At 53.4% G+C, this 19,948-nt stretch carries 21 protein-coding genes and 1 other annotated feature; of the genes, 13 read left to right on the top strand and 8 right to left on the bottom strand.

Annotation, left to right across the window (positions count from 1 at the left end):
* The first annotated feature begins 346 nt into the window (after nt 1–346).
* Entirely contained in the window at nt 347–1,348 is a 1,002-nt protein-coding gene (locus B5D20_RS04165) for a CaiB/BaiF CoA transferase family protein (RefSeq protein ID WP_078664968.1), read from the top strand.
* A 27-nt stretch (nt 1,349–1,375) separates the two neighbouring features.
* Here B5D20_RS04165 and B5D20_RS04160 read toward each other — a convergent pair whose 3' ends face one another.
* Entirely contained in the window at nt 1,376–2,137 is a 762-nt protein-coding gene (locus B5D20_RS04160) for an enoyl-CoA hydratase/isomerase family protein (protein ID WP_078664967.1), read from the bottom strand.
* Between the two features lie 125 nt (nt 2,138–2,262).
* Nucleotides 2,263–2,483, top strand: a binding site (T-box leader).
* A gap of 53 nt (nt 2,484–2,536) precedes the next feature.
* Here B5D20_RS04160 and ileS point away from each other — a divergent pair.
* The 3 genes from ileS to cysK all read left to right on the top strand — a co-directional run bounded on the left by ileS (nt 2,537) and on the right by cysK (nt 7,399).
* Nucleotides 2,537–5,278 carry an isoleucine--tRNA ligase gene (gene ileS, locus B5D20_RS04155; RefSeq protein WP_078664966.1) on the top strand — a complete coding sequence of 914 codons (2,742 nt, stop codon included), beginning with the start codon at nt 2,537–2,539 and terminating at the stop codon, nt 5,276–5,278.
* Between the two features lie 23 nt (nt 5,279–5,301).
* Complete coding sequence (locus tag B5D20_RS04150; RefSeq protein ID WP_078664965.1) at nt 5,302–6,363, top strand: two-component system sensor histidine kinase NtrB; 1,062 nt, start codon at nt 5,302–5,304, stop codon at nt 6,361–6,363.
* Between the two features lie 118 nt (nt 6,364–6,481).
* Nucleotides 6,482–7,399, top strand: a complete 918-nt coding sequence (gene cysK / locus B5D20_RS04145; protein WP_078664964.1) for a cysteine synthase A — start codon at nt 6,482–6,484, stop codon at nt 7,397–7,399.
* Nucleotides 7,400–7,437: 38 nt separating this feature from the next.
* Here the strand turns inward: cysK and B5D20_RS04140 are convergent, their stop codons facing one another.
* Nucleotides 7,438–7,860: a hypothetical protein gene (locus B5D20_RS04140; protein WP_078664963.1), complete on the bottom strand. Its 423-nt coding sequence runs from the start codon at nt 7,858–7,860 to the stop codon at nt 7,438–7,440.
* 118 nt (nt 7,861–7,978) lie between these two features.
* Between B5D20_RS04140 and B5D20_RS04135 the strand changes: the two genes are divergently transcribed.
* A complete protein-coding gene (locus tag B5D20_RS04135; RefSeq protein ID WP_078664962.1) occupies nt 7,979–8,281 on the top strand; it encodes a hypothetical protein in 303 nt (100 codons plus the stop codon).
* Here B5D20_RS04135 and B5D20_RS04130 read toward each other — a convergent pair.
* The 5 genes from B5D20_RS04130 to ku form a co-directional block, all read right to left on the bottom strand.
* Nucleotides 8,259–8,912 (bottom strand): SdpI family protein, encoded by a 654-nt coding sequence (locus B5D20_RS04130; protein ID WP_159071903.1) that lies wholly within the window; start codon nt 8,910–8,912, stop codon nt 8,259–8,261. The genes B5D20_RS04135 and B5D20_RS04130 overlap by 23 nt on opposite strands.
* Nucleotides 8,893–9,180, bottom strand: a complete 288-nt coding sequence (locus B5D20_RS04125) for an autorepressor SdpR family transcription factor (RefSeq protein ID WP_078664960.1) — start codon at nt 9,178–9,180, stop codon at nt 8,893–8,895. The genes B5D20_RS04130 and B5D20_RS04125 overlap by 20 nt, the downstream gene beginning before the upstream one ends.
* 68 nt (nt 9,181–9,248) lie before the next feature.
* Nucleotides 9,249–10,106 (bottom strand): non-homologous end-joining DNA ligase, encoded by an 858-nt coding sequence (gene ligD, locus B5D20_RS04120; RefSeq protein WP_078664959.1) that lies wholly within the window; start codon nt 10,104–10,106, stop codon nt 9,249–9,251.
* Complete coding sequence (locus tag B5D20_RS04115) at nt 10,103–10,972, bottom strand: ATP-dependent DNA ligase (protein WP_078664958.1); 870 nt, start codon at nt 10,970–10,972, stop codon at nt 10,103–10,105. The genes ligD and B5D20_RS04115 overlap by 4 nt, the downstream gene beginning before the upstream one ends.
* Nucleotides 10,972–11,769: a non-homologous end joining protein Ku gene (gene ku / locus B5D20_RS04110; protein ID WP_078664957.1), complete on the bottom strand. Its 798-nt coding sequence runs from the start codon at nt 11,767–11,769 to the stop codon at nt 10,972–10,974. Before ku ends, B5D20_RS04115 begins: the two co-directional genes overlap by 1 nt.
* A 152-nt stretch (nt 11,770–11,921) precedes the next feature.
* On the opposite strand from ku, the gene B5D20_RS04105 reads away from it, so the two are divergent.
* The 3 genes from B5D20_RS04105 (at nt 11,922) to hslO (ending at nt 13,817) form a co-directional block, all read left to right on the top strand.
* Nucleotides 11,922–12,272: a cupin domain-containing protein gene (locus tag B5D20_RS04105; protein ID WP_078664956.1), complete on the top strand. Its 351-nt coding sequence runs from the start codon at nt 11,922–11,924 to the stop codon at nt 12,270–12,272.
* 90 nt (nt 12,273–12,362) lie between these two features.
* Complete coding sequence (gene yfcE, locus B5D20_RS04100; protein ID WP_078664955.1) at nt 12,363–12,914, top strand: phosphodiesterase; 552 nt, start codon at nt 12,363–12,365, stop codon at nt 12,912–12,914.
* A gap of 15 nt (nt 12,915–12,929) precedes the next feature.
* Nucleotides 12,930–13,817 carry an Hsp33 family molecular chaperone HslO gene (gene hslO / locus B5D20_RS04095; protein WP_078664954.1) on the top strand — a complete coding sequence of 296 codons (888 nt, stop codon included), beginning with the start codon at nt 12,930–12,932 and terminating at the stop codon, nt 13,815–13,817.
* A 34-nt stretch (nt 13,818–13,851) separates the two neighbouring features.
* On the opposite strand, the gene rpmB is transcribed toward hslO, so the two are convergent.
* A complete protein-coding gene (rpmB, locus tag B5D20_RS04090) occupies nt 13,852–14,040 on the bottom strand; it encodes a 50S ribosomal protein L28 (protein WP_078664953.1) in 189 nt (62 codons plus the stop codon).
* 132 nt (nt 14,041–14,172) lie between these two features.
* On the opposite strand from rpmB, the gene B5D20_RS04085 reads away from it, so the two are divergent.
* The 5 genes from B5D20_RS04085 (at nt 14,173) to recG (ending at nt 19,765) form a co-directional block, all read left to right on the top strand.
* A complete protein-coding gene (locus B5D20_RS04085) occupies nt 14,173–14,370 on the top strand; it encodes a DUF1858 domain-containing protein (protein ID WP_107753612.1) in 198 nt (65 codons plus the stop codon).
* Nucleotides 14,371–14,459: 89 nt separating this feature from the next.
* On the top strand, nt 14,460–14,801 hold the full coding sequence (locus B5D20_RS04080) for an Asp23/Gls24 family envelope stress response protein (RefSeq protein WP_078664952.1): 342 nt from the start codon (nt 14,460–14,462) through the stop codon (nt 14,799–14,801).
* 21 nt (nt 14,802–14,822) lie between these two features.
* The gene (locus B5D20_RS04075) at nt 14,823–16,469 is read left to right on the top strand and encodes a DAK2 domain-containing protein (protein ID WP_078664951.1); all 1,647 of its coding nucleotides are present in this window, start codon (nt 14,823–14,825) and stop codon (nt 16,467–16,469) included.
* Complete coding sequence (locus tag B5D20_RS04070) at nt 16,470–17,327, top strand: DegV family protein (RefSeq protein ID WP_078664950.1); 858 nt, start codon at nt 16,470–16,472, stop codon at nt 17,325–17,327.
* An 11-nt stretch (nt 17,328–17,338) separates the two neighbouring features.
* Nucleotides 17,339–19,765, top strand: coding sequence for an ATP-dependent DNA helicase RecG (gene recG, locus B5D20_RS04065; protein WP_078664949.1), 2,427 nt, complete (start codon nt 17,339–17,341; stop codon nt 19,763–19,765).
* Nucleotides 19,766–19,948 lie beyond the last annotated feature (183 nt).

Here is a 19,948-nt window from a genome sequence, read left to right as displayed (position 1 = left end):
CTTTCTGTGCATAACGGGCTTGCTCCGTGTGAACAGGAGGCGTATAACTCCGTCTGGCCTGACCTGAAGTTATTGGCCCTGTCCGTACGGTGACCCCGTTTAGCCGGTGTCGGAGAAACCGGTAGGCGTCCTAACAGGACGCGGGAGGCGGAGTTATACTCCCACCGGGAGGTCAGCATAAACCGGTGCAGTACTCCCGTCCGGGTGGAACTCCCGGGCCGAGGTCCCCTGTCGCCCTGCCCCGCGGGGGCAAATCAAGTATTCGGAAGGAGGCGAAATCCTGGTCTGGGGGCCAACTTGGCTAAAAATAAAAACAGTCAAGTTTTTTGAACCAGGTAAGAAGCCAATGTTTTTTGTGAATCAACCGCTGATTGTAGACCTGACCCGGCTGCTGCCGGGACCATATGGCACTTTCTTGCTGGCCCAGTTTGGGGCCCGGGTGGTGAAAATTGAAGACAAAGGCAAGGGAGATTATCTGAAAAGCCTCTTTCCTGAACGGGAAGGGGAGGATGCCTATATTTACCGCCTGCTCAACAGCTGCAAGGAAATCCGTTATCTGGATTTGAAACAGGCAGTGGACCGGGAGGAGTTCCTGCAGCTGGTGAAAGAGGCTGATTTGTTGATTGAAAGTTTTCGGCCCGGGGTAATGGAACGACTGGGCCTGGGTTATGATTTTCTGCAAACGTTAAATCCGCGCCTGGCTTACATCACCATAGGGGGCTATCAGCCGGATTCCCCCTGGGCTAAAGATGCAGGCCATGACCTCAACTACCAGGCGGTAGGAGGAATCATCGGCAGTACCGGCAAACAGGAACGGGCCATTCCCGGGTTATTGCTGGGCGATCTGGCCGGGGGCATGGCATTGTTTGCAGTGGCTGCCGCAGCCCTTTACAAGCAGGCAGTGAGCGGACAGGGGGGACGCTATACTATTGGTATTGCCGAGGTAGTCCAGAGCTGGGCCAATGTTACCGGTGCCTTTTATGGCCAGGACAAACGCCGTTACCCCTTACCCGGCCAGGGTGTGGTAGCCGGAGGCATAGTCTGTTATAACCTCTACCGCTGTCTGGACGGATATGTGGTGCTGGCTGCACTGGAAGAAAAATTCTGGGCCAATTTTTGCCGGGCCACCGGCAAAGAACACTGGCTGTCCCAGCAATTTGCCCCGGCCTTGCCGGGACAACCGGTCTATGAGGAAGTGAGCCAGTATTTTGCCCGGCGCCGGAGGGAAGAGATTCTGGCCGAACTGGGGGATAAGGATTGTTGCCTCAGTCCGGTGCTGGAGCTCAAGGAGCTGGTACCTGATTCGGAAACGGAACACCGGGAAAGGATTACCGGTTTTGTCCGCTAAGAAAAGGAAAACCCGGCGCGGACCGGGTTACTTCTGTTTGCGGAAAAAGGCGGCGATGGCTTCTTTTTGTTCCTGGGTACCACAACAATATACGGATTGGGCCTGCTCGAACAGAAGGGCCGCAGCGAGACTGGCTTCCTGGGCCACCTGCACGCCCTGTTTGGCAAAGCGTAGCCCGGCCGGCGGGAAGGAAGCGATAGCTTGCGCCCAGCCCAGAGCAGCCTTTTCCAGCTCTGCTTCGGGTACCACCTTTTCCACCAAACCGATGGTTTTAGCTTCCTGGGCATCGATTTCCTCACAGGTGAGCAGCAGGCGTTTGGCCTGACCGGCCCCGACCAGTTTGGTCAGGCGACTGGTGCCCCCCAGGTCAGGGGCAAGACCAAAACGCACTTCCGGCAAGGCAAAACGGGCATTAGCGGCTGCGATCCGGAGGTCACAGGCCAGAACCAGCTCCAGGCCGGAACCAAAACAGACTCCCTGAATGGCGGCAATGACAGGAACGGTTAATTGCTGCCAGCGCTGAAAAATCTGCTGTAATCTCTGGACCTGCTGCAGCACAAAGCTGGCATCCACCTGAGCCAGCAGGCTGAGATCGATACCGGCAGAAAAATGGGGACCGGCCGCCTGCACCACTACGGCCCGCAGGTTGGGGTCCTGAGCCAGTTTCTGCTGGATTTCTTCCATTTCCTGCAGCAGATCCAGATTAATGGTATTGAGGGCAGCAGGACGATTGAGGGTAATCAGGGCCAGATTGTCCAGATACTCCAGAATTAAGGTTTTTTCGGCCATGCTCTCTACCTCCCATAACTGAATGAACGCTTATTCAATATTATAGTATTTTCTGGCATGAAAAGATAGCCCTTGACAAAAACCGTACGAAAAGTATACAATAATTGACAAAATGAGCTATTTGTCTAATGGCGATGAACGGGACAGGCCGTAGGGAGGCAGGGAACAGCGACTCCGGGAGGGTGGAAGCCGGAGCCCGGGCAGTACGGCGGATCCCCCGGGAGCTGGCGGCTGAAAGGCTTACAGGCGGAGTAGGCTGGCCCGGTGCAACCGTTACCTGCACAAGGAGTGGCCGGTTTATGCCGGCAAGTTGGGTGGTACCACGGGTATAACTCCCGTCCCATAGGGGGCGGGAGTATATTTTTTGCGGTAAACATTTTCAGTTTAGGAGGAAAGGCAATGGATTACAGCAAAACTCTCAATATGATCAAAACCGATTTTCCCATGCGGGGCAATTTGCCGCAACGGGAGCCGGAAATTCTCAGGTTCTGGGAAGAAATGGATATCTACCGGCAGGTACAACAGAAAAACCAGGGCCGGCCCAAGTTTATCCTGCATGATGGCCCGCCTTATGCCAATGGGGATATTCATCTGGGCCATACCCTGAACAAAGTATTAAAGGATATTATCGTCAAGTACAAATCCATGACCGGCTATGATGCCCCCTATGTACCGGGCTGGGATACCCATGGCCTGCCCATTGAACAGCGGGCGATCAAGGACCTGGGTCTTAACCGCAAGGCGGTAAGCCCGGTGGAATTCCGCCAGCGCTGTGCGGAATATGCCAGAAAATATGCCGGTATACAAAAAGAACAGTTTAAACGCCTGGGGGTGAGGGGAGACTGGGAAAACCCCTATCTTACCCTGATGCCGCATTTTGAGGCCAAACAGATTGAGATTTTCGGGGAAATGGCCAAACGGGGCTATATTTACAAAGGTCTGAAGCCGGTGTACTGGTGTGCCAGCTGCGAAACCGCCCTGGCGGAAGCGGAGGTGGAATACAAAGACAAGACCTCCCATTCCATTTATGTCCGCTTTCCGGTCCAGGATGGCAAAGGGAAACTGCCGCAGGAGGCCGGGGTGGTAATCTGGACCACAACCCCCTGGACCCTGCCCGCCAACCTGGCCATTTGTCTGCATCCGGATTTCGATTATGTGCTGGTGCAAACGGAAAAAGGGCAGTTGCTGGTGGCCCGGGAATTGCTAAAACAGTTCCTGGAAGCTACCGGCCTGACGGAACAGGGGATTGCGGCCCGGTTCAAAGGCCAGGAACTGGAAGGAGTAGTTTGCCGCCATCCTTTCATGGATCGGGAGAGTCCCCTCATCCTCGGTGACCATGTCACTCTGGAAGCCGGTACCGGTGCGGTCCATACTGCACCAGGCCACGGGGCGGAGGACTTTGAAGTGGGTCAGAAATATGGCTTGCCAGTTGTTAACCCGGTGGATGACAGCGGCTATTTCACCCAGGAAGCTGGACCTTTTGCCGGGCTGCATATCAATGACGGGAACCTGAAGGTAATCCAGTGGCTGGATGAACATGGCTATTTGCTGAAAAGCGGCAGGATTTCTCACCAGTACCCCCATTGCTGGCGCTGTAAAAATCCCATTGTCTTCCGGGCTACCGAGCAATGGTTTGCTTCCATCGATGGTTTTCGTCAGCAGGCCTTAAAGGCCATTGACGAGGTGCAATGGATCCCGGCCTGGGGCCGTGACCGTATCTACAACATGGTGGCAGAGCGGGGAGACTGGTGTATTTCCCGGCAACGCCTCTGGGGCGTGCCTATTCCCATTTTCTACTGTGAACAATGCGGTCAGGAAATCATCAATGACCAGACCATCAAGCATATTAAAAACCTGTTCAAAGAACATGGTTCCGACATCTGGTTTGCCCGGGAAACTGCCGAGCTGGTGCCTCCCGGTCTAACCTGCCCCAGGTGTGGCCATGACCGCTTCCGCAAGGAAACTGATATCATGGATGTCTGGTTTGACAGTGGCTCCAGCCATGCGGCGGTTTGCGATCAGCCCGAATACTGGCCGGAACTGAGCTGGCCCGCTGACCTCTATCTGGAGGGTAGTGACCAGCACCGGGGCTGGTTCAACTCCTCCCTGCTGACTGCAGTGGCCACCCGCGGGCAGGCACCTTACAGGGCAGTGCTGACCCACGGCTTCCTGGTGGATGAAAAAGGCAGAAAGATGTCCAAGTCCCTGGGTAACGGGGTTGATCCCCTGGAGGTCATCAACCAGATGGGGGCGGATATCCTGCGGCTCTGGGTGGCTTCTGCTGATTATCGTTCCGATGTAGCGGCCAGCCCCAATATTCTGAAGCAGATTGCCGAGGCTTACAAAAAGATCCGCAATACCTGCCGCTATTTACTGGGCAACCTTTATGATTTCAATCCGGCTACCGATCTGGTGGATTATGACGAGATGCCGGAGCTGGACAAATGGGCCCTCTACCGATTGCAGCGGTTAATCGAACGGGTACGGGCCGGCTATGAAAACTATGAATTCCATATTGTCTACCATGCTATTCACAACTTCTGTGCTGTGGACTTAAGTGCCATCTATTTCGATATTTCCAAGGACCGGCTGTATGTTTCCCTGCCTGCATCCCGGGAACGGCGGGCGGCTCAGACGGTGATGTACTACATCATTGATGCCCTGGTGCGCCTGCTGGCACCGGTACTGGCCTTTACCACTGAGGAAATCTGGCGCTACCTGCCGGGGGAAAGACCCAGGAGTGTTCAGCTGACCGACATGCCCGGGGTGGAGCAGCGCTACCTGGATGAGGCACTGGCAGAACGCTGGGAGAAACTGCTGGAAGTACGGGAAAAAGTAACCAAGGCCCTGGAAGTGGCCCGACAGCAGAAGGTGATCGGGCATTCTCTGGATGCCCGGGTGAAGCTGACTGCCAGTGGCGCAGAGCTGGAACTGTTACAACAATACCTGGAGCAGCTGGCCCCCATTTTCATCGTCTCCCAGGTGGAACTGGCCAGCGGTACCGGGGAACTGGAGGTAGAAGTCACTGCCGCAGCTGGAAGCAAGTGCGAAAGATGCTGGATTTATAGCACCGAAACAGGCCAGGATGCAGAACATCCAGACCTTTGTCCCCGCTGTGCCGCAGTTATAAAACAATTATAAAGAGTGGAGTTTGGGAGGTTTGTATGAGTGCGGGGAAAGGGAAAGAGCTAATCAAGATCGGCAAAAGCCCTTTGTTTAACAGTCTGGTTGATGGGATTATGATTCTCGATCCTGATGCCTGTTGTGTACAGATTAATCAAGCAGCAGCGGATATTTTTGCTGTTAATCCTGAACACTTCATCGGGCAGAATGTGGTGGAATGTCATTCACCGCTGTTCCAGGCTCAGGTTTTAGAATTAATGGAGGAATTCCGTTCCGGAAATAAAGAAGCTTATGAAAAGAGGAATATCAAAGTCAATCAACGCTTGCTGGATGTTTTTATGACCCCGCTCCGGGACAGCAAAAACCGTTTCCTGGGACTAATCATGATGGTCAGGGATGTGACCAGGGAACGGGAGATGCAGGATAAACTCATCCGCCAGGAAAAACTGGCGGTTGTCGGGCAGCTGGCTGCCGGGCTGGCCCATGAAATCCGTAACCCCCTGACGACGGTGATGGGTTTCATGCAGCTGCTAAATCCGCTGCTGCCGGAAGGGAAGGCCCGGGAGTATGCAGCCCTGGTCAATGAAGAATTACGGCGCATCAAGGGTTTGGTGAGCGAAATTCTCTTGCTCACCAAACCCAGTGCCCCCAATTTTCGGGATGTAGATCTGATCAACCTGGTGCGGGAAACTCTGGCGGTAATGGTCAGTGAAGCCAACCTGAAAGGGGTTGCCTTAGAAGGGGTTACATATGGTCAGGCCTATGTGCGGGCTGACCGGGAACAAATCAAGCAGGTGCTGGTCAATTTTATCAAAAACGCGGTGGATGCCTGTGGTAGCCGTGGCAAAGTGGTAGTCGAAGTGGAGAGCCGGGAGCAGGAATGGGCTGTACTGGTGATGGATGATGGCCCGGGGTTGCCTCCTGAGGTTTTAAACAAAGTCTTTGAGCCCTTTTTTACTACCAAGGAAGAAGGAATGGGCCTGGGACTGGTGGTTTCCAAACAAATAGCTGAAACCCACGGGGGCCGGATCGAGCTGGGCAATTGGCCTACCGGGGGTGCTGTCGCAACCCTGTACTTGCCTAAACTGAGCAGAACCCATTGAGCAAAAAATGCCCAATGGGTTTTTTCGATTTTTATTGACAAAAATAATAATGTCTGTTATGCTTTAGATAAGCATAAAAACAGAGCGAAATACTCGGAATAAAGAGGAGGTAATTTGCATGCGTGTAGCCAACAATATTGCTGAATTGATCGGCCAAACCCCCCTGGTGCGGTTGAACAAACTGGTAGATGAGAATATGGCTGAGGTTTATGTAAAACTGGAGTCATTCAACCCGGGCAGCAGTGTTAAAGACCGGATTGCTCTGTCCATGATCGAAGCTGCTGAACAAGCCGGTATTCTGAAGCCGGGAGCTACCATCGTAGAGCCCACCAGTGGCAATACCGGTATTGGTCTGGCCATGGTGGCAGCTTCCAGGGGTTATAAGCTGATCCTGGTGATGCCGGAAACCATGAGCATAGAGCGGCGCAATTTGTTGAAAGCCTATGGTGCCGAGCTGATTCTCACCCCTGGCAGTGAGGGAATGAAAGGGGCCGTGCGCCGGGCGGAAGAACTGCTGGCCCAGAATCCCGATTATTTCCTGCCCCAGCAATTTAAAAACCCGGCCAACCCGGAAATCCATCGCAAGACTACCGCGCTGGAAATTCTGGAGCAGACCGGCGGTCAGCTGGATGCCTTTGTCGGCGGGGTCGGCACCGGCGGTACCATAACCGGGGTTGGTGAGGTTTTGAAAGAAAAAATCCCCGGTGTCAAAATAGTAGCTGTGGAACCTGCTGCCAGCCCGGTGTTGAGTGGCGGCAATCCCGGACCTCACAAAATCCAGGGCATTGGCGCTGGATTCGTGCCTGACGTGCTGAATACAAAGATTTATGACCAGGTCATTCAGGTGACCAATGAAGATGCGATGGAAACTGCCCGTAACCTGGCCCGCAAAGAGGGGATTCTGGTAGGTATTTCCTCTGGTGCTGCCGTCTGGGCTGCCCTGAAGGTAGCGAAAGAACTGGGGGCAGGCAAAAGAGTGGTTGTGGTGGCTCCCGATACCGGTGAACGTTATCTCAGTACTGAGCTGTTCCAGTAAAATAAAAAGGGACCGGCGCTTCTGGCGCTGGTCCCTTTTTAGCGCAGACAGTTTAACTTATGAGGTAGAAGGTATTCTTTGTAGCGCAAGGGGAAATCGGTCAGCTTATCGGCTGGCACTAACTCCAGCACATAATACCAGCGCAATTCCGGGTCATTGACGGCAATGCTGCGCACATAAAACTGGTCCCCCAGTTTGGCCTGCAAGATATCTCTGGCCTGACTGCGGAAAAGGCGATAAAAACCAAAGAAGAGTCCTGGCTGGGCCTGACACTCAAGGGCCAGCGGAAATTCCACAAAGGGCACCCGGCTCAGCCAGTTTTTTCTGGTAATCAGCTGGGGACGGCCGGAGAGATAACCCAGATGAATCAGCTGCATTTCCTTGATTTCCTCTGGTTTGAGTTTATTGATATGGCGATGGATTTGCAGTTCCCGCACTACCTGAAAAAATTTTAGCCACACAGAAAATCCTCCTCACCGCTGGGTAGCTAAAATTTTCGACAGAGCAGAAGGGAATTCCTGCTACTGAAGACGGGTTTTGTGTTATAATAAAAGATAAAAAACAGCGGGAGGAAAGAGAATGCTGAAGTATTGCTTTGACCAGAACAAGATCAAATTGACTGAAGAGAAAAATCCCGGTGAAATCATTTTCCAGGTGGAAATCCTGGATGAAAACTTGCTTCCTGCCTGGCAACAGGTGGAGGCCTATTTTGAAAATGATGATGATCCCCTGGATGTCACCTTCCTGCCTTTCGCCGGCAATCGCTGGCATGCTATTATGGGCCCGGCATTAAGGGTGCGCTTTTTGCTGAAAATGTTTGAACTGCGCTTATTAACTTCCCTGGAGTGGGAAGATAAAGCTAATGTTTGTCAGACCCTTTAAGGTCCTGATAGACCTTCCAGCTATACCAGAGGGAAAAGGCTGTAGCAGCCATTAACGCGCCAAAGAAAAAACCAAAGGCAATGGCTCCTCCCCGGAAGGAACCGATCAGACCCACCAGTCCGGCCCCCATCCAGACGGGACCGCTGACGCGGTGGGTTTTTTGCCAGACTTGTTCATTTTCCAGGGTCCAGGGGGTGCGGATGCCGATAAAATAATTGGGGCGCAGTTTGCCCAGATAATTGCCGAGGAAGATAAATAACAGAGAGATCAGGGCCGGTACCGTTTTATCCACCGGGATGGCGTAACCCAGACTGTTTAATAAAGCAATGACAAAAATAACCGTTAGTAGCCCATGAATGAACAGCCTGACCATGTCCAGCACTTGTTGAAACTTCTCGATTTTGGCCTTGGGGTCCAGGGCTGGCAGGGAGACCAGCAGCAGATAGATGCCCAGGTTGAGGGCCAGCGGGAAACCGACTCCCAGAGGTTTACTCATGTAGCCATCTACTTCTCCCCGCATATTCCAGTGGGTAGGCAGGGGGTCAGGCAAACGGGGATAGAGGTAAACACTCAGGGCCAGCTGCCCCAGCAGGAGACTCCAGATGGCGATTTCAATCCATTTTCTTCTCATCTTCATGCACTCCTTTCATTTCCAGAAACCAGCTCAGGACATCTTCCAGCACTGAGGTATTGAGGGAATAGAGGATATTTTGCCCCTGGCGTTCATCCACCACCAGTCCCGCCTGTTTTAACAGGTTTAAATGGTGGGAGATGCTGGGCTTGCTGATCTGGAAGTGTTCTGCGATGGCGCCGGCGGTCAGATCACCCTGCCGCAGCAATTCCAGGATTTTGCGCCGGGTGGGATCGGAAAGGGCCTTAAATGTGAGGGATAAGGACATAGCCCCACCTCCATTTAGATATTTAGATAACTGTCTAAATATATCTTACGGGAAACCAGGCCTTCGTGTCAAGATAGTAAAGCCAGTAAACCTGCGGCCGACCGGGCCTGTTGAAAAAAATCCCCCCAGAGCTGCCGGGCCTGAGGAATGTACTGAAGGTAATTATGCAAGGTAAATTGCTGCGGGTTTAAATTGCCTGCCTCGACTTCATCCCAGCTGACCGGCCAGGAGAGGGGTGCGCCCGGCAATGGGCGCACACTGTAGACCCAGGCAGTGGATTTGCCGGTGGTATTTTGCAGGTAATCCAGATAGACTTTGCCCTGGCGCTTGCTTTTACTGAATTCGGTAGTAAGACCGGTCGGCCAGACCTGAACCAGGGTCTGGCAGAGCAGGGCCAGGGCCCGCCGCAATTGACCACTCGCTGGTCCCGGTTGAATGGGCACAAAAATGTGCAAGCCCCGGGAACCGGAAGTTTTAACAAATCCCACCAGACCCAGCTTTTCCAGCGCAGCCTTGACCAGCAGGGCAGCCTGACAGACCTGGGAAAAGGGGACTCCTGGGGCGGGATCCAGGTCAAAGAGGAGGATATCGGGCTGGTCCAGCCGGGGTACCCGGGAAGGCCAGGCATGGATCTCAATGGCCCCGGTATTGATGATCCATAGCAGGTGTTCAACAGTTTTTACATAAAGATAATCGATGCCATGCCAGTGGACCCGGGGAAAATCTGGCGGAGTGTGAGGTGGAGCCTGTTTTTGATAAAAATATTCACCCTCAATGCCATCAGGGTAACGTTTCAGGACCAGGGGACGCTGGCACAGCAGGGGAAGCAGGGCAGATGCCATAGCCTGATAATAGGCCAGCAAATCTCCCTTGGTAATGCCTTCCGGCCAAAAGGGTTTATCCAGATTAGTAAGCTGGAGGTTCATTTTTTCTCCTCCTGTTTTCTAATTCCCAGCAAACGGGGATGGCGCAGCTGGTTTTCTGCCGTTAACTCCAAATAGGCGACTTCGGCAATTAACAGGGGCTGTACCCAGAAAATATTGCCTTCCTGCTCCAGGGTTAGCGCTCTTAGCAGCTGTACCAGCGCCTGATAACGGGGAGCGGGTAGGGAGCAATTAACTTTACACCTGACTTTTTTCTCTCCTGCAGGGCTGATTTCTCCTACCAGCAGAGAGCTGACCGGACGGTTTTCCCGGGTAAAACCGAGGATCGAGAGTTCAAGCCGCTGTTCCCGCTTGATTTTGAGCCAGTGCTGACTGCGTTTTCCTGGCAGGTAGGGACTTTCAGGGTCTTTTGCCATCATTCCTTCCAGTTCCAGCTCCTTTACTTTTTGCCACAGCAGGCGGGCCTGTTCTCCTTGATACCACTGCACCGGTCCAGCCAGAGGATGATGAGGGAAAGAACGGGCCAGTTTTTCCTTGCGCTCCCGCAGGGGAAGATGCAGCAACGGCTCCCCCAGGTGCAGGCAATCAAATACCCAGTAGTACCAGGGCAGGGTTTGTTTTCCCTGCATTTGCTTTAAGATGGCGGAAAAGGAGAGACGGCCCTGCTGGTCAAAGGCTACCAGTTCACCATCTAAAACCACTGGCAGAAAGGAAAAAGCTGAACGCAGGTCTTCCAGGGCCGGGAAAGCGTGGTTGAGCAACTGGCCACGGCGGCTTAAAAGTCGCCAGCCTCCTTCTTCCAGATAGAGCAGGGCCCGGATGCCATCCCATTTGACTTCATAATACCAGTTTATCGGCCATTCTTCCCGCCAGAGGGTTCCCAGCATGGGTGGGTAAAAGAGGGGCATCAGCCTTCACCCCCGGCTGCTTTGGCCTGGGGTTTGGTCAGTTCCAGACTGGCTTTTAAGGCCTCCAGCAAATCTACTACTTTTGCCGGCTGAGCAGCCGGGACAGCGACTACGTCCTGGCCGGCGATTTTGGCTGCGATTGCCTGGCGCAGAGCTTCCCGGTAGCGGTCGGTGTATTTTTCCGGGTCAAAGGGGGCGGCCAGGTTATTGATCAGGGTAACCGCCATTTCCAGTTCTTTTTCCTGCAACTGGGCCTGAAATTCCAGTTCCGGTATATAGCGGGGAGAGCGAATTTCATCGGGATAGAACATGGTTTCCAGCACCAGACATTCCTGATGACAGCGCACTGCTGCCAGGGCCTCCTTGCTGCGGATGGTGACTTTGGCGATGGCGATTTTGCCGGTCTTTTCCATGGCTGCTTTCAGCAGGGCATAGGGCTTTTGCCCTCCTTCGGCTGGAGCCAGATAATAGGTCTTGTCATAATAGATAGGATCAATCTGGCTGAGCTCAACGAAATCCAGGATTTCAATGGCTCTGGCCGTTGGGGCCGGTATATTTTCCAGATCCTCTTCTGAGATGATGACATACTGGCCTTTATTGTATTCGTAACCGCGCACTATTTCCTCTGCCTCCACTTCCCGTTGACAGGTGGGGCAATATTTCCGGTACTGTACCGGTGTATGACAGGGTTGATGCAGATAATTGAAGCGGATATCCTTTTTTTCGGTGGCTACATACATTTTGACCGGGATATTAACCAGGCCGAAGCTGACGGCACCTTTCCATAAACTGCGCATAAGCGACCCTCCTCAGAAGCTATTTTGTAAAGAGATGGCTGATTTTATTAAAGGATAATAATAATTATTATTGACAAACAAAAATTAACATGGTATATTGTTAACAGTAGCAAGGCAAAACTAATACTGAAATCGATGAGGAGGTATAAATTATGAGTCAACACGTAAATGTCATTCAAAATCCCGCTTTTAAAGCAGAAGCTATGAATAAAATCGCCAACTTCAGCGGCGGCATGCTGGGGGTTGACACTTACTACTTCAAACCCGGCCAGGTGCTGGATTACCATCGCCATCCGGAAGGCGACCAGGTTTTCTTTGTCTTCCAGGGCGAAGGGGAGTTTTATCTGGATAATGGCAATGGGGAAGAGAAAATCGCTGTTGCTGCTGGTTCCATTATCTATGTACCGGCAGGTACCTGGCATAAACTGGTCAATAGCGGCAATAGTGACATGATCGCTTCCCAGGCTACCAAAGCCGGAGCTGGTATGGAATTGCGCAAATAAAGAACTGGATTGAGCGGGCCGCATGGCCCGTTTTCCTTTTACTTGACCTGATAGCGAAGGGGCAGTAAAATAGGCGGTGAGGTGATTGGCATGCGGATAGGAGTGATTTCTGATACTCATGGCAATTCTCAGGTCTGGCAAGAGGCCTGGCAGCAGGTACTGGCCGATTGTGATTTGATTTTGCATGCCGGGGATATCCTGGCTCCTGGCCCCCGTAACCCGATTACAGCCGGATACAATCCGCCGGCGCTGGCGGAGGCCCTTAACAGCTTAACCCGACCCTGGCTGGCAGTGCGGGGCAATTGTGATGCCGAAGTGGATGAAATGATGCTGGCTCGCCAGCTCCCTCCTTTGACTCAGGTACATACTTCCTTTGGTTTACTGGTTATAACCCATGGGCATCAATATGATGGCCCCGCTGGTCTGATTAAGCTGGCTAAACAGCAGAAAGCCCGGGTGGTGATCAGCGGCCATACCCATGTGCCTGTACTGCTGGAACAGGAAGGGACCTTTTTGTTAAATCCGGGCAGTCCTACTTTGCCTAAAGAGGATTGGCCTCCGACCCTGGCGGTAGTGACTGAACGGGGCATTCAGCTGCTTAATCTTCAGAATGGTGCAGTGATAAAGGAAATTAACTGGTAGAAAGGCGGAAAAAAGATGCAAAATGAGTTGATCCGGGGGATAGCTGCCGGGGGGCAAATCCGGGCTCTGGCCCTGACGGCAACCCGGGCTGTGGAAGAAGCACGACAAAGGCATGATACCTGGCCTACTGCTACTGCGGCTCTGGGCCGCTGTCTGATGGCAGTGGCGCTCTTGGGAGCGACTTTGAAAAATGAGGAAACCGTCACCTTGCGTATTTTTGGTGATGGCCCCATTGGTGGGATTATTACTCAGGCAGATGCTGAAGGCAATTTGCGGGGCTATGTCCAGGAGCCTCATGTGGATTTACCGCCCAAAGGTCCCGGAAAACTGGATGTAGGCCGGGCGGTGGGACAGGGCCAGCTCTACTTTACCCGTGACCTGGGCCTGAAAGAGCCCTATACCGGGACTTCCCCTCTGGTATCAGGGGAGATTGCCGAGGATCTGACCCATTATTTTGCCAAATCGGAACAGATCCCCTCTGTCGTGGCGCTGGGGGTACTGGTGGCTCCAGAGGGCCATGTGCAGGCTGCTGGTGGTTTTCTCCTGCAGCTGATGCCTGGTGCGACCGAGGAGGTTATCAACGCTCTGGAGGCCAATTTGGCCCAGCTCCCACCGGTTTCCTCCCAGGTAGCCGAAGGAGCAAGGGCGGAGGACTTGTTGCAACAGGCTTTACAGGGCTTTGATTTTCAGATCCTGGAACGCAAGGAAGTGCGCTTTGCCTGCCGCTGTTCCAGAGAAAGAATGAGTGGCATTTTGCTTGCGCTGGGCTGGAAAGAGCTAGCAGAAATGGCTGCCGAGGGTGGGGCAGAATTGCGCTGCCATTTTTGCAATGAAAAGTATCATTTCAGCAAGGCAGAGCTGGAGCAGCTGATGTTTGAATTGAATAAAAGGGAGGAAAAATAAAAAAACCAGCGCTATCGCTGGTTTTTTTGCTAAATTAGATGGCCCGCTGGACCTTGCCGGAACGCAGGCACCGGGTGCAAACCATGATCCGCCTGGGAGTGCCATTGACCAGAGCTTTTACCCGCTGCAGGTTGGGAGACCAGGTCCGCTTGGTCCGGATGTGAGAGTGGCTGAGCTGGATGCCTACCACTTGACCTTTACCGCAAACTGCACACTTTGCCATTTTACAACCCACCTCCTTTACAGCCAACCGCTCGCAAAAATCACTTCTATATTCTAACAGAAACATTCTTAGTTGGCAAGCAGGAAAATGTGCAAGCTGCGTTGAATATATAATTTTAAGGGGGGATGTCCCGTGATTACCAGAGATATGTCCATTTTTGAGACGATAGCCCGCTATCCGCAAACCAGAGAGATTTTTAAAAAGTATGGAATGCACTGTCTTGAATGTATGGGTGCTACTGCAGAATCCATTGCGGCCGGGGCGAAGATGCATGGTGTTGATTTAGAAAAACTGCTGGCTGAACTGAACCAGATTGTTAGCAGTAATTAAGCAGCAGGTGACCCGCATGCAGGTGGGCCCTTTTTTTGTGATTAATTAGCGGTTATAATATTAAAAGATGTGCTGGAGGAGGTTTTTATATGCTGGGAAAAATTCAGATCAGTGAAGATGTGATTGCTGTTATAGCTGGCAATGCAGCCATGGAATGTTATGGACTGGTTGGGATGGCTTCTCGCAAGATAACTGACGGCCTGGCCGAACTTTTTCGCGGCGACCAGGCTCACAAGGGCGTGTATGTCACCCGCACTGATGAACAGGAAGTATCCATTGACCTCTACATTATCGTCCAGTATGGGGTAAAGATTTCCGAGGTTGCCCATAATATTCAGGAAAGGGTCAAGTATCTGGTGGAAAACACCACCGGGCTGCGGGTAGCCCAGGTAAATGTTACAGTCCAGGGAGTACGTTTGCAGGAAAGTTAATTTAGAGCAGGAGGAACAGGTGTGTCTAGGACTATCGATGGCAGTCAGCTGAGAAAGGCTTTTGTAACCGCAGGTGAAGTATTACAGGCTCAGCGGGAGCAAGTGGATGCATTAAATGTTTTTCCCGTTCCTGATGGTGATACCGGGACCAATATGGCTCTGACCTGGCAGGGAGCGGTAGCGGAACTGGCCCGGGTTCGGGAGGATACCATTCCCGCCGTGGCCCAGGCTATGGCCCGGGGCTCTTTGATGGGAGCCCGCGGCAACTCGGGCGTGATCCTCTCCCAGATTTTGCGGGGATTTGCCTTGAAGCTGAACCAGGTACAGGAAATGGGGCCGAAAGAGGTGGCTGCTGCTTTCCGCGGCGCTGCCGATACGGCTTACAAAGGGGTACTAAAGCCGGTTGAAGGCACGATACTGACTGTGATTCGCGAAGCGGCTCAGGGGGCGGAAAAGGCTGTCCGCAAGGCTAGCTCCGCTATTGAAGTATGGCAAGCAGCAGTGGTAGCTGCTGAAGAAGGATTACAGCGGACACCGGAATTGCTGCCCATTTTGCGGCAGGTAGGGGTAGTGGATGCCGGTGGCCAGGGGCTGGTTATCCTTTTGCGGGCCATGCTGGCATCCTTCCAGGACCAGGATGTACAATGGGTACTGACCAAACCAGCGCAAGCCCAGGCCACTCCTCAAATGGTGGAAGTAGTAGATGAGTTACCAGCTGACCTGGGGGATATCAAATACCACTATTGTACGGAATTTATTCTGAAAGGCCAGGATTTGCCTCTGGCCCTGTTACGGGGGAAACTGGACCCCCTGGGAGATTCCCTGCTGGTGGTGGGCGAGGCTGATCTAGCCAAAATCCATGTCCACACCAACCATCCTGGTCAGGCCCTGGAAATTGCGGTACAATACGGCAGCTTACATAATATTAAAATCTCCAACATGTTAGACCAGTATCTGGAGAAGCAACAGCAGGAAGCCAGCAAGCCAGCTGCCGCTCCTGTTAAAGAAGAAAAGGAGCTGGGACTGGTGGCCGTGGCAACGGGAGCCGGCTTAACCCGGGTTTTCACCAGCCTGGGGGTTGACCAGGTGGTGGCCGGCGGACAGACTAATAATCCCAGTACCGCAGATCTGCTGGCTGCAGTAGAAGCGGTTCCGGCCCGCACTGTCCTGATCCTGCCCAATAACGGGAATGTGATCATGGCGGCTGAACAGGTAGGGCAGCTGACCAGCAAGCAGGTAGTAGTTATCCCCAGCCGTACTATTCCGCAGGGGCTGGCAGCTTTAATGCAGTTTGATCCGGGTGCAGACCTGGCGGCCAATGTGGAGGCAATGACGGCAGCCCTGGGTCAGGTGGTTTCCGGGGAAATTACCTATGCCGTCCGGGATAGTCAGATCGATGGTCTGGCCATCAAGGCCGGCGACATACTGGGGTTAATTGATGACAAAGTACAGGTGGTGGGCAAGACCCGGGAAGAAGTGTTTTTGAACATGCTGGCCCACATAGTAACGGAAGATCATTCTTTATTGACCATTTTTGCCGGGGAAGGGGTTGGGCCTGAGGAACAGCAAGAAATGCTGACTCGCCTGCAGGCGGCCTATCCGCAGCTGGAAATTGAGCTGCACCAGGGAGACCAACCCGTTTATGCTTATGTGTTTGGGGTGGAATAGATGGGAAAAGTCAGGATTGTGACTGATAGCACTGCCGATATTCCGGCCGAGGTGGTGCAGGAATATGGCATCAAGATAGTGCCTTTAAAAGTTTTTCTGGATGGGGAAACCTATCTGGATGGCGTAACCCTGAATTCCAAAGAGTTTTATCAGCGTTTGCCCCATTTGCAAAACCTGCCTACCACTTCCCAGCCTTCACCACTGGAGTTTGCTGAAGTATACAGGGAACTGGCGGCTGAGGGCACCCAGGTCATTTCCATCCATCTCAGCCAGAAGACCAGCGGCACGGTGCAAAGTGCCCGCCTGGGAGCGGAAATGACGGAAGGGGCAGATATTACGGTAATCGATTCGGAAAGCCTCAGCATTGGCCTTGGCATCATAGTGGTTGAGGCGGCCCGGGCAGCCCGGGAAGGGCGCAGTAAAGAGGAAATTATCGCCCTGGTGGAGAAGCTGAAACAGGAAAGCCGTCTTTATTTTGTACTCAATACCCTGGATTATATCTACAAGGGCGGGCGCATTGGCAAGGCCGAGGCCTTTGTCGGCAGCCTGCTCAATATCAAGCCCATCCTTACCATGCAGGATGGAGTGGTTACCCCCATTGACAAAGTACGGGGCTGGAATAAGGCTATTGACCGGATTGTGGAACTGGTCCGGGAGCGTCTGCAGGGACGGCCTATGCGCTGTGCCCTCCTCCATGCCAATGATTTTGAAAGTGTGATGAAACTGCATCAGCGCATTGTCCAGGAATTTCAGTGTTTTGATGTGATTATGATCAATGAGGTCGGAACAGTTATCGGCACCTATGCCGGTCCAGGCGCAGTGGGCATCGCCTTTTTCCCGGTGGAGGAGTCGGTTTGAGGTGAAAGGCAATGGACAGCAAAACCCTCTTGTTAAAAGCCATCCAGGCGGAAAAGCGCCTGGGTTGCAATAATGGGGCTGTGTTTGGCGGCTTTGACCGTTTTGTCATACAGCAGCTGGAAAAACTGGCGGGTAAGCCGGGTGGTGGAGGCAGGGCAGAAACTGCCGACTTCATCCGGCTTTTTGCCGATTATGGCCAGGTGAGTCGCAGCAAGCGGGAGGAGAAGCTGGAAAAGCTCTGGCACTGGCTGGTCAATTTGCCGGTAAGCAGGCCGGCGCCCCGGAGGGCCCAGTCCCAACCCCAGCTGGAAACACAGCTGGAGGCGAAGGAAAAGACAGAAGCACCACCGGCCCGCACTGCCGAAAAAAGCCAGGGCCTGCCGGCCCAGTTGCAATATGTGAAAAATATCGGCCCTAAGAGAGCTACTGCCTTGCAGGCCATGGGTATCAATACCCTGCGGGATCTGCTCTTTCACCTGCCCCGGGATTACCAGGACCGCAGTCAGTTCAAACACCCCTCCCAGCTGGTACACGGGGAAAAGGAAACGGTGCTGGGGACGGTGGTCAATGTCCAGGAGCTGCGTCCGCGCCGGGGGCTGGTGATCTTAAAAGCTCTGCTCAGGGTGGAAGAGAGCCAGGTCTATGCTGTCTGGTTCAATCAGCGTTATCTGAAAGAACAGCTGAAGGCGGGCACAGAACTGGTGGTGGCGGGCAAAACCGATCGGGCCTATGGCATTCCCCAGATCAATGTGGAGGAATTCGAGATTGTGGACCGCCAGGACTTGATTCACACCGGCCGGATTGTGCCGGTCTATCCTGGCAGTGGCCAGCTCAATTCCCGCTTTTTCCGCACCGTAATTTACCGCTTGCTGGACCAGGTGGATGAGATCGCCCCCGAATTTTTGCCAGGGCAGTACTGTCAGCAACACAGCCTCCTGCCCCGGCCCCAGGCTTTACAGGAAATCCATTTTCCCCAGTCCTGGACCAGCAGGGAGCTGGCCCGGCGGCGTCTGGCTTTTGATGAGCTTTTTCTCCTGCAGCTGGCTCTGGCTCTGTTGAAAGGCACGGAAAAAACCGCTCCCAAAGGTATAGCTCATAGTCCGGTACCCTTGCCGCTGGAAATTGAATTTCGCCAGCGCCTGCCCTTTCAGTTAACCAGAGCCCAGGAAAGGGTACTGGGGGAAATCTACCGGGATATGGCCGCACCCCGGCCCATGACCCGGCTGGTGCAGGGGGATGTGGGCTCCGGGAAAACCATCGTGGCTGCCCTGGCCCTGTTGAAAACAGTGGCCTCTGGCTATCAGGGGGCATTGATGGCTCCCACCGAGATTCTGGCCGAACAGCACTACTGGAATTTGCAGGAGCTGTTCCGACCCCTGGGCTTGCCGGTTGGCCTTTTGACCAGCAGCAAAAGCAAAAAGGAACGGCGGCAACTGCTGGCTGACCTGGCTTCCGGCCATCTGGCCATTGTCATCGGCACCCATGCCCTGTTACAGGAGGATGTGGTTTTTGCCCGCCTGGGCCTGGCGGTAGTGGATGAACAGCACCGCTTCGGAGTGCGTCAGCGAGCCCTCTTGCGGGAAAAAGGCAACCATCCTGACTTGCTGGTGATGACAGCCACCCCCATTCCCCGCACCCTGGCCCTGACTCTGTACGGGGACCTGGATGTCTCCGTCATCGATGAACTGCCGCCGGGGCGCAAGCCGGTGAAAACCCACTGGCTCAATCGCAGCCGGCTGGACAAGCTTTATGCTTTTATCCGAGAACAGTTAGAGCAAGGGCGCCAGGCCTATGTAGTCTGTCCGCTGGTAGAGGAATCGGAAAAAATGGATCTGGAGGCGGCTACCAAACTGGCCCAGGAGTGGCAGGAACAGATTTTTCCCCAGTTCCGGGTCGGGCTGCTGCATGGCCGCATGAAACAGGAGGAAAAGGAAGGGGTAATGGAGGAATTCCGCCAGAACCGCCTGCAAATCCTGGTTTCCACTACCGTGATTGAGGTGGGGGTGAATGTGCCCAATGCTACTATCATGGTGGTGATTGATGCCGAACGCTTTGGCCTGGCCCAGCTCCACCAGCTGCGGGGCCGGGTGGGGCGGGGAGAATATCAGTCCTATTGTTTCCTGATTTCCGATACCCAATCGGCTGAAGGGCGGGCCCGCCTGCGCATCATGGAACAGACCAATGACGGTTTTGTGCTGGCGGAGGAGGATTTGAAACTGCGGGGCCCAGGGGAATTCTTCGGTACCCGTCAGTCAGGGCTGCCGGAACTGAAGGTGGCCGACCTGGTCAAGGATTTGCCCCTGCTGGAAGGAGCGCGCCAGCTGGCATTCCGGATTGTGGAAGAAGATCCGAAACTGGCCCGACCGGAACACCGGCTGCTGAAGGAGGAATTGAAAGCTACTTTTGCCGATGGTCTGGATTTGGCACAAATCGGGTAGTATTTTTAACGACGGGCTACTGGCCCGTTTTTTCTTTTGAGGGTCACTGCGTAATGTTTATGGGGTGACAAAAAAGGTGACAAAAAGGTGACAAACGGGGTGATACCATAATTAATCAAAATGGGATATATTCATATACAGAAGAGTGAGGGTAACAGGTATGTGTTTATGGGGGTGGTAGGA

Origin of the sequence: Carboxydocella sporoproducens DSM 16521 (assembly GCF_900167165.1) — a bacterium.
Classification (GTDB): domain Bacteria; phylum Bacillota.
The sequence above is the reverse complement of the archived record's forward strand: the minus strand, read 5'-3'. Positions and strand labels throughout refer to the sequence as shown.

Excerpts from the sequence above, each read along its gene's own strand:
- B5D20_RS04080 (WP_078664952.1), top strand. The coding sequence starts at position 14,460 with ATGCTGGGAAAAATTCAGATCAGTGAAGATGTGATTGCTGTTATAGCT.
- B5D20_RS04125 (WP_078664960.1), bottom strand. The coding sequence starts at position 9,180 with ATGTCCTTATCCCTCACATTTAAGGCCCTTTCCGATCCCACCCGGCGC.
- ku (WP_078664957.1), bottom strand. The coding sequence starts at position 11,769 with ATGCGCAGTTTATGGAAAGGTGCCGTCAGCTTCGGCCTGGTTAATATC.
- cysK (WP_078664964.1), top strand. The coding sequence starts at position 6,482 with ATGCGTGTAGCCAACAATATTGCTGAATTGATCGGCCAAACCCCCCTG.
- hslO (WP_078664954.1), top strand. The coding sequence starts at position 12,930 with ATGCAAAATGAGTTGATCCGGGGGATAGCTGCCGGGGGGCAAATCCGG.
- B5D20_RS04165 (WP_078664968.1), top strand. The coding sequence starts at position 347 with ATGTTTTTTGTGAATCAACCGCTGATTGTAGACCTGACCCGGCTGCTG.
- yfcE (WP_078664955.1), top strand. The coding sequence starts at position 12,363 with ATGCGGATAGGAGTGATTTCTGATACTCATGGCAATTCTCAGGTCTGG.
- B5D20_RS04130 (WP_159071903.1), bottom strand. The coding sequence starts at position 8,912 with ATGAGAAGAAAATGGATTGAAATCGCCATCTGGAGTCTCCTGCTGGGG.
- B5D20_RS04160 (WP_078664967.1), bottom strand. The coding sequence starts at position 2,137 with ATGGCCGAAAAAACCTTAATTCTGGAGTATCTGGACAATCTGGCCCTG.
- recG (WP_078664949.1), top strand. The coding sequence starts at position 17,339 with ATGGACAGCAAAACCCTCTTGTTAAAAGCCATCCAGGCGGAAAAGCGC.
- B5D20_RS04150 (WP_078664965.1), top strand. The coding sequence starts at position 5,302 with ATGAGTGCGGGGAAAGGGAAAGAGCTAATCAAGATCGGCAAAAGCCCT.
- ileS (WP_078664966.1), top strand. The coding sequence starts at position 2,537 with ATGGATTACAGCAAAACTCTCAATATGATCAAAACCGATTTTCCCATG.
- rpmB (WP_078664953.1), bottom strand. The coding sequence starts at position 14,040 with ATGGCAAAGTGTGCAGTTTGCGGTAAAGGTCAAGTGGTAGGCATCCAG.
- B5D20_RS04115 (WP_078664958.1), bottom strand. The coding sequence starts at position 10,972 with ATGCCCCTCTTTTACCCACCCATGCTGGGAACCCTCTGGCGGGAAGAA.
- B5D20_RS04135 (WP_078664962.1), top strand. The coding sequence starts at position 7,979 with ATGCTGAAGTATTGCTTTGACCAGAACAAGATCAAATTGACTGAAGAG.
- B5D20_RS04070 (WP_078664950.1), top strand. The coding sequence starts at position 16,470 with ATGGGAAAAGTCAGGATTGTGACTGATAGCACTGCCGATATTCCGGCC.
- ligD (WP_078664959.1), bottom strand. The coding sequence starts at position 10,106 with ATGAACCTCCAGCTTACTAATCTGGATAAACCCTTTTGGCCGGAAGGC.
- B5D20_RS04105 (WP_078664956.1), top strand. The coding sequence starts at position 11,922 with ATGAGTCAACACGTAAATGTCATTCAAAATCCCGCTTTTAAAGCAGAA.